Source organism: Methylobacter tundripaludum, assembly GCF_002934365.1.
GTDB classification, from domain to species: Bacteria; Pseudomonadota; Gammaproteobacteria; order Methylococcales; family Methylomonadaceae; genus Methylobacter_A; species Methylobacter_A tundripaludum_A.
Window position 1 is genome coordinate 81,010 of sequence record NZ_PTIY01000008.1, and the last position, 14,126, is coordinate 95,135.

Annotated in this window: 16 protein-coding genes; 5 read left to right on the plus strand and 11 right to left on the minus strand. The window is 50.3% G+C overall.

Annotated features, from left to right (window positions below; genetic code table 11):
• The first annotated feature begins 182 nt into the window (after positions 1–182).
• The 4 genes from B0F88_RS11060 to B0F88_RS19220 all read left to right on the plus strand — a co-directional run bounded on the left by B0F88_RS11060 (position 183) and on the right by B0F88_RS19220 (position 3,560).
• Positions 183–659 carry a MarR family winged helix-turn-helix transcriptional regulator gene (locus B0F88_RS11060; RefSeq protein ID WP_104423995.1) on the plus strand — a complete coding sequence of 159 codons (477 nt, stop codon included), beginning with the start codon at positions 183–185 and terminating at the stop codon, positions 657–659.
• 445 nt (positions 660–1,104) lie between these two features.
• Complete coding sequence (rlmN, locus tag B0F88_RS11065; RefSeq protein ID WP_258076629.1) at positions 1,105–2,172, plus strand: 23S rRNA (adenine(2503)-C(2))-methyltransferase RlmN; 1,068 nt, start codon at positions 1,105–1,107, stop codon at positions 2,170–2,172.
• Between the two features lie 254 nt (positions 2,173–2,426).
• Positions 2,427–2,960, plus strand: coding sequence for an REP-associated tyrosine transposase (locus B0F88_RS11070; protein ID WP_104423996.1), 534 nt, complete (start codon positions 2,427–2,429; stop codon positions 2,958–2,960).
• Between the two features lie 195 nt (positions 2,961–3,155).
• Positions 3,156–3,560, plus strand: a complete 405-nt coding sequence (locus B0F88_RS19220; RefSeq protein WP_181049888.1) for a hypothetical protein — start codon at positions 3,156–3,158, stop codon at positions 3,558–3,560.
• 246 nt (positions 3,561–3,806) lie between these two features.
• On the opposite strand, the gene B0F88_RS11075 is transcribed toward B0F88_RS19220, so the two are convergent.
• The 6 genes from B0F88_RS11075 to B0F88_RS11100 form a co-directional block, all read right to left on the minus strand.
• Positions 3,807–3,953 carry a hypothetical protein gene (locus B0F88_RS11075; RefSeq protein ID WP_258076630.1) on the minus strand — a complete coding sequence of 49 codons (147 nt, stop codon included), beginning with the start codon at positions 3,951–3,953 and terminating at the stop codon, positions 3,807–3,809.
• Between the two features lie 76 nt (positions 3,954–4,029).
• Positions 4,030–4,296 carry a BrnA antitoxin family protein gene (locus B0F88_RS11080; RefSeq protein WP_104423997.1) on the minus strand — a complete coding sequence of 89 codons (267 nt, stop codon included), beginning with the start codon at positions 4,294–4,296 and terminating at the stop codon, positions 4,030–4,032.
• On the minus strand, positions 4,280–4,507 hold the full coding sequence (locus B0F88_RS19910) for a BrnT family toxin (RefSeq protein ID WP_104423998.1): 228 nt from the start codon (positions 4,505–4,507) through the stop codon (positions 4,280–4,282). The genes B0F88_RS11080 and B0F88_RS19910 overlap by 17 nt, the downstream gene beginning before the upstream one ends.
• 28 nt (positions 4,508–4,535) lie before the next feature.
• Entirely contained in the window at positions 4,536–5,138 is a 603-nt protein-coding gene (locus B0F88_RS11090) for a nitroreductase family protein (protein WP_104423999.1), read from the minus strand.
• 265 nt (positions 5,139–5,403) lie between these two features.
• Positions 5,404–6,264, minus strand: coding sequence for a pirin family protein (locus B0F88_RS11095; RefSeq protein WP_104424000.1), 861 nt, complete (start codon positions 6,262–6,264; stop codon positions 5,404–5,406).
• On the minus strand, positions 6,257–6,715 hold the full coding sequence (locus tag B0F88_RS11100) for a DoxX family protein (RefSeq protein WP_181049889.1): 459 nt from the start codon (positions 6,713–6,715) through the stop codon (positions 6,257–6,259). The genes B0F88_RS11095 and B0F88_RS11100 overlap by 8 nt, the downstream gene beginning before the upstream one ends.
• Before the next feature lie 127 nt (positions 6,716–6,842).
• Here B0F88_RS11100 and B0F88_RS11105 point away from each other — a divergent pair, with 127 nt between their 5' ends.
• Positions 6,843–7,736, plus strand: a complete 894-nt coding sequence (locus B0F88_RS11105; protein ID WP_104424002.1) for a LysR substrate-binding domain-containing protein — start codon at positions 6,843–6,845, stop codon at positions 7,734–7,736.
• Positions 7,737–7,873: 137 nt separating this feature from the next.
• Here the strand turns inward: B0F88_RS11105 and B0F88_RS11110 are convergent, their stop codons facing one another.
• The 5 genes from B0F88_RS11110 to B0F88_RS11130 form a co-directional block, all read right to left on the minus strand.
• The gene (locus tag B0F88_RS11110; protein WP_104424003.1) at positions 7,874–9,067 is read right to left on the minus strand and encodes an efflux RND transporter periplasmic adaptor subunit; all 1,194 of its coding nucleotides are present in this window, start codon (positions 9,065–9,067) and stop codon (positions 7,874–7,876) included.
• 323 nt (positions 9,068–9,390) lie between these two features.
• Entirely contained in the window at positions 9,391–10,860 is a 1,470-nt protein-coding gene (locus tag B0F88_RS11115) for an efflux transporter outer membrane subunit (RefSeq protein WP_104424004.1), read from the minus strand.
• Positions 10,861–10,862: 2 nt separating this feature from the next.
• Positions 10,863–12,512 carry a DHA2 family efflux MFS transporter permease subunit gene (locus tag B0F88_RS11120; RefSeq protein ID WP_104424005.1) on the minus strand — a complete coding sequence of 550 codons (1,650 nt, stop codon included), beginning with the start codon at positions 12,510–12,512 and terminating at the stop codon, positions 10,863–10,865.
• Between the two features lie 335 nt (positions 12,513–12,847).
• Positions 12,848–13,402: a hypothetical protein gene (locus B0F88_RS11125; RefSeq protein ID WP_104424006.1), complete on the minus strand. Its 555-nt coding sequence runs from the start codon at positions 13,400–13,402 to the stop codon at positions 12,848–12,850.
• 251 nt (positions 13,403–13,653) lie between these two features.
• Entirely contained in the window at positions 13,654–14,037 is a 384-nt protein-coding gene (locus B0F88_RS11130) for a rhodanese-like domain-containing protein (protein WP_104424007.1), read from the minus strand.
• Between the last annotated feature and the right edge of the window lie 89 nt (positions 14,038–14,126).

The following is a 14,126-nucleotide window of genomic DNA, read 5'->3' on the forward strand; positions in this document are numbered from 1 at the left end:
GGCAAGTCTTGCCGAAAACACCAAAAATAACCCGGTGCATAGGCAATAAATAAGATAAATGTTTTGACGGTAGAGCGGATGTGATGAGCTTACCGACTTGCTGCATAATCTTTAAAAGTCTTGAGGTTAAATTTAGTTAGGGTTACTATTTCGTACTAGCTAAAACAATAAACTGTAAAAATATGACTTCTACCTCAACATTCCCAACCGTGCTGCGTGAACTATTAAGGACGCATCAAGCGTTTTTAGCCTATGCAGCAACCCATGTTCACACGCTGGATCTGACGCTGCCGCAATACGACATCATCATCACCTTAGGCGACACGCCCGGTATGACTTTCAAAAAACTGGGCGAGAAAACATTAATTACCAAAGGGACGTTAACCGGCGTAATCAGCCGTCTGGAAGATAAAGGACTGGTGCAACGGGTGGCTTCGGAAACGGACGGCCGCAGCCAGATTGTGCGATTGACTGCGACGGGTGAGGCTTTATACGAACGCACTTTTCCCGAGCATCTGGTATTCATTAACCGGATATTTAATGACTACTCCCCGGAGGACGTAGAGAACCTTGAATCCGCTCTGTTGCGGTTACACGAAACTGTAACCACATTGCGCAGCAACGGGAGCGGAAAGCTTGCCGATGAAACCGATGAGTAGACCATTATTTGTAAAGCGCTGAACTTGATCTGCCAGTTTCAAAACATTTGTTGTAACTATTCAGCACGAAGCACAACATCCCTCTCCTGCTGGAGAGGGTAGGGTGAGGAGAATCAAAATAAAGCTTTTTGCTATTTAAATTCTCCTCACCCCGGCCCTCTCCATCAGGAGAGGGAGCAAGTTCTCCGCGATTTTCGATTTGCTGAGTAGTTACCATTTGTTTAGATTGAACCTGACACTGACGGTCTCAGTTGGGCCATAAACTGCCTGTAGTGACTGGCGGCTTTATGACGATGAATAATGGCAGAATGAAGTACGGTAAAGCTTGGGCGAAAGTCTGGAAGCCTATATATGATAAAAAGCATTACCCTCTGCGCATCACAAAAATCAAACCTTATAAACAGGTTCAATATAATTACGTTATCAAATCCAATATTTCAAACCATTGGTATTTGATATTGCCAGGAGACATTTTCTGAAACAATCCTTTTATGACCTAAATTATTCCGATTTAGAAACAATTATAAATCAGAATAATTTAAACCCCTCAGCAGCGACAGTTCTTTTTAATTGGCATTATAAGAAAAAAGAAAATGCTCAATGCCTTGATAAGATTTCCAAATGTTCATCGGCCTTTTTTCAAAATAATTTCGACTTTTCCCTACCCGAAATCGATACGGTTCATGAGTCAAAAAAAGATCGAACAGTAAAATTTCTTTTTAAGCTTAAAGACAATCATAAAATTGAAACCGTCCTTATTCCGTTTCATAATAAATATTCAATTTGCCTTTCATCGCAGGTTGGCTGTGCAATGAATTGTTCTTTTTGTTTTACCGGAAAACAAGGACTTAAAAGAAATTTGACGACAAGTGAAATTGTTGGCCAGTTTCTACAGGCCTGGCGTTGGTTAGCGAAAAACAGGCCTGGAGAAGAGAGAATCTTAAATATTGTTTTTATGGGACAAGGCGAACCTTTACATAATTTTGATGCCGTCAAAAAAGCGTGCGAAATATTTTTATCAAAACACGGAACTTCAATCGGCGTTCAAAAAATTACTATTTCAACGGCTGGTTATATTCCCGGACTTAAAAGATGGAGCCAGGAAATTCCTGGAGTGAACCTTGCGTTATCTCTTCATTCACCCTTTAAAGAAAAGAGGAATGAACTTATTCCCATTAATATGAAATATCCGCTGGATGAAGTGTTGGCAACTATTGACAAGATACCTTTAAATAAAAAGCAATTTATTACTTATGAATATATTCTGATAAAAGATTTTAATGATTCTCCAGATGATGCTAAAAAATTGGGAACGATACTGGCTGGTAAAAGGGCTTATATAAACTTAATTCCTTTTAACTCATTCCCAGGATCACATTATAATCATCCTGATTTGGATAAAATTGAAAAGTTTAAAGAAGTCTTAGATACTTTTAAAATCCCGACTTTAATAAGAAGTGCTAAAGGCGATGATGTATTAGCAGCATGTGGACAACTCAATTCTAAAAATTAGAGCTATCAAGTGCCTGTGAATGAGGCCGGACCAAGTCAACAATATGTTTTCATGAAAAAATACATAAAACCTGAAATTTAACCAATAAATCACCGGATGAGCCGGTGATTTTCATGTTCCGCAGGTTCCCAAGCTCAAGAGGATGTGAAAATATTCCAAATCCCAGCGATCCGCTGGTTCCCAAGCTCCAGCTTGGGAACCCAGTCGTGGAAGCTCCAGCTTCCCGTCTACTCTCACCACAAAGGAGCACAACCATGCCCAGAAGCCACTACCGCATCCAATGCGACCCGTGCCCACACTTCCTGACTGCAACGGTAAACCACTGGCTGCCGTTGTTTACCCGCCCGGAAACCGTGAACATCATTCTGGATTCTTGGCGTTTTTTACAGCGGGACGCAGGCTTTCGACTCTACGGTTACGTCATTCTTGAAAATCATCTGCATCTTATCGCCGCGTCTGATAATTTGAGCCATGACATGCAGCGCTTTAAATCCTACACGGCAAAACAAATCGTCGCGCATCTGGAACAACGCCGCTCGGTCAAGCTGTTGGAGTTGCTGGCGTTTTTTAAACGCGCCCATAAGCAGGAGACCACTTATCAGGTTTGGGAAGAAGGCAATCATCCGCAAATCATCGAATCTGAGGCGGTTATGCGTCAAAAGCTGGATTACATTCATCACAATCCTGTCAAGCGGGGCTACGTGGACCAGCCGGAACATTGGCGTTATTCCAGTGCGCGCAATTATGCCGGTCAAGACGGTTTGATTGAGGTGATTCGGTCGTGGTGAGTTGCTCGGGAAGCTGGAGCTTCCGACACTGGGTTCCCAAGCTGGAGCTTGGGAACCAGCGCAATATTACGCAATTGTTTGCACGTATGTTTAATAACAAGGTAAAGTCTCAAAAATTATACTAAAGGACAGTACCACTTACCCCTGCCCTTGCCTTTGTTGCGAGTTATTCTTATTTAAAATATAGTGCATGTAATGGAAACAATGAAAAAATTCTTATTTGATACATTAAGAAGTGTGGCTGTTTATAAAGCGAAAATAATAGTAATTTCGACATGGCCAATCTTGCTAATTGCATTCTTTTGGCTAAAAAATAGTCTTTCAAAATATTTTGAGGACCCTACAGGCGTAATTGGATTAGTTTTATCGTTAATATGTTTAGCATTGGTTATAACGAATATAGGTGTTTACTTTATTTTTAAGCCTAAACTTAAATTTAAAGATACTGAAGGATGTTGGATTGATGAAAAAACTAATATTCGCTATTGCCCAACATGCCAAGTAAAACATAAACAATTAGTCCCTATGAAAAGACTTGGAAATAATTGGAGATGTTCTGTTGGAGATTGCCCATCAATAAGTAAAGGTGGTCTCTTTTAAAACGAATATGTAAACGACCTCGCATAATGCGCCCTATGCAAAAAAGTTCCGGTGTACAATGAAGAACACCGGCGGGGGAGGCAAGACCGGAATGTCAGTAATGGACCGATAGTGCTACTTTGCCAATGACCGGTATCGGAAAGTTCAAATCCATATCCGAATGTCTCAAAGAGGGGCGAACTGAGTCAGTCAATATCTGATGCAGTTGAGGCTAATTTTGGCAATTGTCAGATCAAGTCCAGAGTTTTACAAATCATTCAACTCCCTGCCCCATTGCCCCGCATAAAAGCGTTCATTTAGCGCTGCCCTGGAAAGAGCAGCTAATTCGGTTTCCTTAAAATCGTCATCAAGTACATCCGCCTCGGCTTGGTAGCCGACGGCCATCATTGCCATCGGCCTGCAATCGCCCGGAAGATTAAAAACGGCTCACCAATGACCATTTCCGGTTGAAAGCGACGGTCTCACTCTATCACTGGCTATGCAACTTTTCCTGTAACCATACTTTTATAAGTGACTGGTAGGGTACATCCCGCGAATTAGCGGCGGCTTTAATCGAATCAAGAAGGTGCTGAGGAAGTCTCAGTGAAATGGTTTTTGTCGTTGGCTTTAAGTTAGGGAGCACTATCCGCTGGGCTTTCGTCCAATCCATATAGTCTGTGGAATCATGCGTTTCCCAAAACGCCTGCTCTTCGGCTTCATTGGCGAATTTTGGAATTGTTTTAAGTTGTTTGCTCATAAATTTTGCGCTCCTTTCTGTGCATGTCTCTGGCTGATATAACACGTATACTCTCGCCAGCATTACGCAGGGTGAATGTGATATGCAACGTCCGAACTTTGTTTGTCTTACCTAGTGCGTGAAAGCGGCACTCGCCTTGACTGTGTTTAGTATCGTCAATTACAAGTAGTGGTTCATTGAAGAAAACCTGCTCTGCTTCAGCCTTGGCAATTGTCCGATCAAGTCCAGCATTTTACAAATCATTCAACTCCCCTGCCCCATTGCCCCGCATAAAAGCGCTCATTTAGTGCAGCCCTGGAACGAGCGGCTAATTCGGTTTCCTTGAAGTCGTCATCAAGCACATCCGCATCGGCCTGATAGCCGACGGCCATCATTGCCATCGGCCTGCAATCGCCCGGAAGATTAAAAACCTCTCGGGCTTTTTCAGCATCGAAACCGCCCATTTGATGTACACACATTCCCATCGCAGTAGCCTGCAAGCACAAGCTGACGCTGGCCGCTCCGGTGTCATACATCGCCCAGCGGTTAGGTTGGCCGTTATGATTGAAATTTTCCATTGCCACAGCAAGTATCAACACCGGGGCGTTCTTCGCCCATCGCCGGTTCTTTTCAGCCAGGATTGAAAACGCATGTTGCCAGCCGGTTTCATCGGTGACTTTATCGCACACCACAAACCGCCAAGGCTGGTCGTTAAAACAAGACGGCGCCCAATGCGCGGCTTCCAGCAGCGCCAGCAAATCGTCATGACTTACCGGTTTGTCAGCATCAAAAGCCCTGGGACTCCAGCGGGCCTGGATAATATCGTGGATTTTTACACGGGTTGTTGCCGATTTTTGCTGCATGTTTGTCTCCTTAGTCTGGTTAGATAAAAGCTCCCTCTCCTGCTGGAGAGGGTTGGGGGTGAGGAGAATAAAAATAAGGAAAAAACCTTATTTGATCCCCTCATCCTAACCTTCTCCCTGAGGGAGAAGGGACTGTCCATCCTTAAATTTAATGGCAGTGACGCAGCCCGTGGGAACGCAGCCTGAACCGCTCTGGGGCGGCGTCCCTGACTGGATTTCCACGCGGAGCGTGCAAAACCTAAGCTGAAGTTATTTTGGCGAAATCCTACTGCGTCAACACGCCGTCACGATAATCGCGAAACGCCTGTTCGATTTCTTCGCTGCTGTTCATCACAAACGGGCCGGACTGCACTACCGGCTCTTTTAACGGCAGCGCGGCCAGCACCAGAAATTGCGCCGACTGCTCTTGTGTTGCCAGCTGTAGGTTATCGCCGTTTTGTAACTGCCCGAGTTGCCCGGCTTTTAAGACCCTGTCCGAGGCGCCGACAGCCAGTTCCCCTTTGTACACATAGACCAAGACGGTGTGTTCCGCGCCTATCGGTATATCCAGCTGCTGCTTGGGGCTTAACGACACATCGAAATACAACGGCTGTGTCGATACGCCTGTTACCGGGCCGGATATTTTTTGTGTTTCGCTCACATAGTCACCGGCGATAACCTTGAGGTAACCGCCGTCCGCCAATTCAACGCTAGGGATATTCGCGGCGGCAAACTCCTGGTAATGCGGCGGCTTCATTTTTTCTTTGGCAGGCAGGTTAATCCATAGCTGAAAGCCGTGCAGCAAGCCGTTTTCCTGTTCCGGCATTTCCGAATGAATAATGCCGTGCGCGGCCGTCATCCATTGCACGTCGCCTGCCCGCAGATGCCCTTCATGTCCCAGATGATCGCGGTGCAGCATCGCGCCTGCCAGCATATAGGTCACGGTTTCAAAGCCGCGATGCGGATGATCGGGGAAACCGCCGACATAGTCCGTCGGCTCATCCGAGCCGAACTCGTCCAACAAAATAAAAGGATCGAAAGCGTTTTTTTGCTGCTGACTGACGATGCGTTTCAACTTAACACCGGCACCATCCGAGGTATTTTGCCCTGTGATAACAGCCGCGAGTTGCCGTGTTTGCTTATTCATCTTCCGCCTCCAGTAGTTTTGTCTCGATCAGAGCGTCCAGCGAGTACTGTCCGCCACCGATAAATATCAGCGCCGTGCTTGCCGATAATAAAGCCAACGCATATTCAATACCATGCGTATCCAGAAAAAAGCCGTGCCCCCAATGCACCCAAAACAGTGCCACCAGCATCGTCAGCGCATTAATGATCGCCGCAGGACGTGTCAACAAACCCAAAATTAACGCGACGCCGCCAAAAAATTCGGCGCTGCCCGCCAATAACGCCATCGCAAACCCTGGAGTCAGCCCCACCGACGCCATCCATTGCCCGGTTCCGTCCAATCCGTAACCGCCGAACCACGCGAATAATTTTTGGCTGCCATGCGCGGCCAGAATCAAGCCGATAGGAACACGTAATATCACAGCTTCCAAACCCGCGTTAGAATCCAATGTTTTATTGATTAAATTTTTCATGATATCCTCTTAAATGTTAAAGAATTTGAAATGTCGAGATCATTATAGAATTGGCCGGAATAATAAAAAGCGATCAATTTTGCTTAATAGATTCAGAATATTTGAACAATAAAAACGGGCAAGCAGCATGAAATACCCTATCACCCTCGATGCGCTGGAAGTACTGGATGCGATAGCCCGGAAAGGCAGCTTTGCCGCAGCGGCTAACGAATTGTTTCGGGTGCCTTCGGCAATATCTTATACCGTGCAGAAACTGGAACAAGATCTGGATGTGGTGTTGTTTCGCAAGGAAGGCAGAAAAGCCGTATTGACCGAGACCGGAAAAGTGTTGCTTGAACAAGGCCGGGAAATCCTGGATGCAACCGAACGCCTGGCGATAGCCGCCAAGAAAACCCATAGCGGCTGGGAACCTGTTTTCAATATCGCGATAGATTCTATTTTAAGCTTTGACTTCATCTACCCGTTAATAGCTAGGTTCTACGAGGTGCTGCCGGATATTGAAATCAATATTTATGAAGAAGTGCTGGGCGGCGCGCAAGAAGCGATAACCAGCAACCGGGCCGATCTGGTCATCGGCACAGGCGCTGAAGCAACATCGAGTCAAGGCATTAAATACCAAAAGATCCGGCAGATCGAATGGGTTTTCGCCGTTGCGCCGGGCCATCAACTGACCCAAGCACCACTGCCGCTTTCCCGGCAGCTGATTGAACAACACCGCTTTATCGTGGTCAGGGATTCATCAAGGAATCAGGCTCCGCAAAGCCATCGGGTATTCAGCAAGCGTCCGGTATTGAGCGTACCGTCGGTGGAAGAAAAAATACACGCCTTATGCTCAGGCTTGGGAGTCGGCTTTTTACCGGCTCACCGGATTCAGGATAGGCTGGAACAAGGCCTGCTGATCGCGCTGCCTGTAGAAGACACGATACCTGTAGATACGCTTAACATGGCCTGGAAAACAACCAATAAAGGTAAAGTCCTGCACTGGTTTATCGAGCAGTTATCGGGGCATGATTTCATTTAAGATTTTTTACTCACCACGAACGACTGCATGGATGCAGGAGGTAGAGCAATGCAGGAGCAATTGCCGAGGCACGAAGGACACGAAGAAAACATAAAACTTCGTGTCCTTCGTGCCTTCGTGGTGAATTAATTAACTACCTACACCGGCTTTTTTGCCTGCCTATTGCCGTCAATAACCTTCTGAATCAATACTTCGACGCCATCCAGCTGATGATCGTAAACTTCGGTTTTATAGGCCGTAGCGGGCGTCGTGGTTAAAGGCTCCAGCACCGAGCGGCCAGGATGCGAGGTATCGATCCGCACCACCGCCGATAGCCCCGGACGCAACGGATTGGCCTTTAGTTCCTCGGCGCGCAAGCCGATCCGTACCGGCACCCGCTCGACGATATGGATATAGTTGCCGGTGGCGTTATCCGGCGGCAACAGGCCGAACACGCTGCCGGTACCTGCGCCCAAGCCCTGCACTTCGCCGTGATAAACCATGCCGGAACCGTACAGGTCGACCGTGATTTCCACCGGCTGACCGGGCTGCACATCGGCCAGTTCGTTTTCCAGGAAATTGGCCTCCACCCATAAATAATCCAGCGGCACGATAGCCAACAACGGCGTCTCAGGCCGCACCTGCTCGCCGGGCTGGATCGTGCGCTTGGCGACGAAACCCGAGACCGGCGCGACAATCTGCTGCCGGGCATTGTCCAGATAAGCCTGTTTCAGCGCGGCGACCGCCTGCAACACTTTCGGGTTATCGGCCGAGCTGGTGTTCTGAATCAACGCTTCGGCTCCGCCCAATTCGGCGCGAATCTGACGAACATCGGCTTCCAGCTCGCGGACCTGAAACTCGCTGTCCTCAATCTGCTGCGCCGATACCGCCCCGTCGCCCGCCACGCTGCGATACCGGGCCAGGTCTTTCAGGCTGCGATTCAAGGTTGCTTCTTTCGAGGCCAGTTTCTGGCGCAGCATGTCGGCTTGGCTGAACGCCGTTTCGATCTGCCGCACGCTATCGGCCAGATTGGCTTCGGCCCGTTCCAGAGCGACCTTCGCTTGTAATCCGTCGAGACGCACCAGCACGTCGCCCTGCTGTACATGCTGGGTGTTATCGACCCGCACATCCACCACCGTGCCGCTGGTTTGCGCCTTCAGCGGGGCCAGGTTGCCGGTGATATAGGCGTCGTTGGTGACTACGAACCGACCGGCAAAATTCCACCAATAAATCAGGTAAATCAGTCCGGCTAGCAACGCGACCGCAGTCACCAGCAACAGCCGATAACCTCGGTGTTGTCGGCGCTGGTGAAAACCGAAGTGACGCTGGGGTTTGGTTTGGGTATTAGTCATCTTTGTCTACATTAATTGGGCATTTTCATGGTTGTATAGCTCTCGTTCCCACGCGGTGCGTGGGAATGCGATATGGGACGCGCTGCGTCCTACGTTGAAATGCCCCGCATTTCGACGCATTAACCACGACTCGCGGCGCAGCGCGCTCGTCGTTATACACATCTCGAAGTAGGCCGGAATAAGTCGGTTCGAGCGACAGCGAGAACTAGCGTTTCCGGCAAACACCTCCCGGACTGCATTCCCACGCAGCGCGTGGGAACGAGCCCCTTCGCTGCTGTTGACGCTGATGAAAGCCGAAGTAGCACTGGGATTTGGTTGGAATATTAGTCATGATTGCCCACCTTGCTGACATGAATCATATTTGTGTTTTCGTAGCCGCCGCCCAGCGCTTCGATCAATCCGATTGCAGCCAGCAGATGAGCATTGTGCATCTCGCTGGCGGTCAGCCGCTGCCGGATCAGCGCCGCGACGGCCTCGATAATGCCGTCGCGGCTGCTCAGACCGGCCCGGTAACGCTTTCCGGCCAGCTCGGCTTCAGCTTCGGCCGCTTCCAGCGCACGTTGCTGGGCCGCATCGTGTTCCAGCGTTTGCCGCCATTCGGCCAGACTGTCGGCAACCTGCTGCACGGCTGCCAGCAATGTCTCGTTGTAGCTTTCGGCGGCGGCGTCGTAAGCCGCTTGCTGATTCTTCAATTCGGCTTCCAGCCGCCCGCCTTCAAAAATCGGCAGGGTAATCGTCGGCCCCATTCCATAAGCCACGCTCGCACCGTTGGACAAAAACAAATCCTTCAGATTAAGGCTGCGCAAACCGGCGAAACCGACCAGATTGACGTCCGGGTAAAAATTGGTTTTCGCCACTTTGGTCAACTGGGCGGCGGCCTCCACGCGCCACAACGCCGCCGCCACATCGGGGCGGTGCGCGAGCAATCCGAGCGCTATCGCTTCCGGCTGCGGCAAGAGTCCGGCGACCTTATTTTCCGCCACATGAATGGTTTTGCCCCAATCCGGCCCTTGCCCGGCCAGCGCCGCCAGCCGGTTGCGCAATCGCTGCGCCTGGTTGCGCACGCTGGTTTCGCGCTGCCGCGCCGCTTCCAGTTGCTGTTTGCCCGCATGAACCGGATCCCGGCTGGTCAATCCGCGCTGCCAGCGCAGCTCGGCCAGCTGCATTTTTTCCCCGGCTTGCTCAGTCAGCCCCTGGGCCAACTCAATGTCTTCCTCGGACGAGCACAGGCGGATATAGCCGCGTGCAATGGCTGTACTCAGCATCAGCCGCGCCATCGCCAATTCCGAAGCCTGTGCCTTCTCCTTTCCCAACGCCGACTCCAGAGCGGCTTTATCCTTGCCCCACAGATCGAGATGATAGCGAAATACCGCCGGATCGATGTAAGCGCCGGTAAAAGTCTTGCCCCCGTTGGGGCCGTAAAAATCGGTTTCGGAAAAACGGCGCTGATGAAATTCGACGCCGGCGTTGATGCTGGGCAGCATCTCGGCGGCCTGAAAATCGGCTACCGCTTCCGCCTGAGTCAAGCGCGCCGCCGCCGCGTGCAGGCTTGGGCTGTCTTTCAGCGCGGTTTCGATCAGCCGGTTCAGTTCGGTGTTATGAAAATCCCGCCACCACTGCGCCCTCGGCCATTCCCGGACGATCTTCTCGGCTTGGGTGTCGCCGTTCAGGGTTTGGCTTAACTTAGGCGTATCCAGCAATTTGGCACGCGTTCCGTCTTCCGGCAGTAATGCGCAGCCGTGCAACAGCGACAAACCGGCCGCCAACACGGTTGTTTTGTTAAACCGGATCATGGCTACGGCTCCTCGATCAGATCTTCCAAAGCCGCCTGCCGCCTGTCGTCTTTAGGCCGCGCCTCGGGTTTCGGCCCGACCGGGCGAGCAAGCCAGACTATTGCGGCCAAACCGGTAAACAACCAAGCCGCCAGCCGGAAGGTATCGTCCAGACCGAGAATCGCAGCATGCCGACCTGACACTGCGGCCAGCTTGGCTGTGGCCAACTGATCGTGCAGACCGGCCGCTTGCAAGCGGGCGATAATCTCCAGGGACTGAGCGTCGTGCAATGAAAAACTTTCGCTTAACCGGCTTTGGTGGAAGGCGGTGCGCCGCTCCCAAAATACGCCCAATAACGGCGAGGCGATGCTGCCGCCCAATACGCGCAGCATGCCGCCCAGTTCCACCGCCTGGATTTGACGTCTCGGCGTCAAGCCGGCAAGAAACAGCGTGGTCAGCGGCACGAACAAACCGCCCAAGCAAAATCCTTCCAACACCTGAGCCCACAACGGCTGAGTAAACCAGCCGCCGCGCCCGAAAAAGTCGTAACGACTGATCAATCCGCAATACAGCGCAAACAGCAGCATGTTTAAACTGACCAGCAGGCGGGCATCGAAACGATGCACGATCCGGTGCATCATACTGGCCACCGGCTTGGCCAGAAACACCAGCGGCAACAGCACGCTGCCTGCCAGAAACGAGGTGTAACCGGCCACGACCTGCAAACGCACCAACAGCACCGACAACAAACCGTACATCAACATAAAACTCAGGCTGAGCATGATGCTGCCGATCGCGAAATTGCGCCGCGCGAACAGCCGTAAATCGAGTAGCGGCGAGCGTTCCGCCAGCTCCCAAACGATGAAGTAAGCCAACATCAGCAATCCGGCCAGCGTCATGACGACCAACTGAATCGAATTGTACCAATCCGAATCCTGGCCCTGATTCAGCACGGTCTGCAAACAAACCAGCACTGCGGCCAATAAGATAAAACCCAGAGTATCGAACGGCGTTTTCCGCTGAGGAGAGTGCCTGTCGAACAGCAAGGCCCAAACCAGCGCCGCCGCCAGCAGCGGCAACGGCACATTCAGGTAGAACAACCAGCGCCAGCCCAAGTGGTCGGCGATCCAGCCGCCGGCGGCAGGGCCCAGCGTGAACGGACTCAGCGCGGCAATGCTCCACAACGACACAGCGAAGGATTTGGACGATTCCGGGTATTCGCGCATCAGCAGGGTTTGCGACAGCGGGATGGTCAAGCCGCCGAAAAAACCCTGCAAGGCCCTGCCCGACAAAAACCAGAACAGGTCACCGGTAAAGGCGCACAGCAGCGAAGCCAATGTCATCGCAACCATTGCGGTCAAATACAGCCGGACTTCGCCGACGGCGGCCGCCAACCAGGAACTGACCGGCAGCGCCAAGGCCAGGCTGATAAAATAATAGGTCTGCATCCAGCCGGCGTGACTGGGACTGACTCCCAAATCGCCGGTGGCGTGCAGGCTGACGGAGGCGAACGCACCGGTATTGAACAGCACCAGAATGTTGCCCAGCAGCAAGCCGAAATTGAGCAGGAAAAACTGTACGCCGGTCAGCGTTCGCTTGCCGATTCGGGCATTAAGGCTGTCGTGGGTTAATGTCGCCCAGGCGGCGCGGGCATTTTTATCGGTTGAGGTCATGGCTTTGGAGTCTCCTTGGACTCGCAACAACGGAATGTTAACCGTATCAGTGCAAGTGCCGTGCCGGAGCCGATAAAAGCCGGTCACATCTATTTAAATCATCGACTTAATGAATTAAACAATAAAGAGCCAAACGCTATGCAAACATAAAGTCACTAAATATCGTGAATTTCACGTAATATCGTAATCAACTATAGTCAATGGTTCCGCGTAGCCGCCGGTCAGCAAGTTTGCTGTGGCGTCCCTTTATCTTGAGTTTTGGTCAACCAAGGCTGTTTGAACGTTGTTTCGGGCAGCCGGAATCGGCCGGCAGTGTGATATTGAGTTGGCGCTTACTATTGCCGGACAAGATACAGCATAAGATCGACAACGTCACGGGAGGTAAAAATATAACTCCAGACAGTCAAAAACAGTAGAAAAGCGATTAAGGGGGGCCGATTACCGTTAAGGTTATGGACAAGCTCTTCGACCAGCGCAAAAGCAAACCAGGCAACGGTAAGCCCCAAAACATTAAAGAAAACAAAAGAAAAGTCCATTATATAGCCCGTTCCGGTAATCATATAAGAAACCATATACAACAGCGGAAGGACAAACAAACAGGCCATCCAAACCCCGCCCCAGACGATAATCGGCGAAAAAAGGACCCGGCCTTTTAAGGAAGGTTTGCTAAAAGACAGCCAGCCAAACAAAACCCAAGACCACAAGATCGATAACACCATTAATCGAACCAGCGGTTCCTTGCCGATCACAATCTCGGGTTGTTCGCCTAACGAGAAACTCTCGACTTGAGCTTCATCCCACCATGAAGGCGTTACGTTCTTTATTTCTCCACAGCCGGCGAGCAAAAGGCCGAATAAACAAGCAACAACGCATAAGGTTTTAGCTCTCATCGACTGACGCCCCAAGTAGTCGCTGCGGCAGCGTCGGCCTGTAAAAGTTCAAATAGTCAGCTGTTTTTTTTGCCGGCTTCATAAGCTTTACTGGGTTATTAATTCAATCCGAAAATAGGGGACATTTAGACGGGAACAAGCTGAAAATTTGATTTTCCTTGCAATTTAAAACTTCACCGGCCGCGATGAATCAACCTCGGCCTTCCGCGAATAGGGCGTCACATCAAGCCTAACCAATACCACGCATCCGCTTATTCAAAACCAAAGCCTGCCTTACGCCAAGCCTTTGCTCCTCCCTCAAGATTGAGCAAGTTAGGATAACCTAATTCATGCAGAGACCTTGCCGCGGCATTGCCCATCGGGCCGCCCTCGCAATACAGATAAATAGCGGTATTTTTGTCTTTGGGAAGTTTGTCTTTGTATTTCTCGATTTCGTTGTAGGGAATAAAAAGGTCGGTGCCTTTGATATGTTGTTGCTCAGGCGTGTGAACATCAACCAGGAATATATCCTCATTTTGCATGCTCCGGTTTAACTCAGTCGCGGTTATCATTTTCAGGTAGTCCGGTTTTTGAAACCCGCAGCCGGTAACGATGAGAATAAAAGCGATGAGAAGAAATATAGTTTTAGAGTTCATAAGAACACCCCGTTGGTAAACAGATAAAAGTCTGCGTTAGTTCTACTTTGTCAGACACTACGCAAACTCGTCATCCTCGCCGGGAGCGG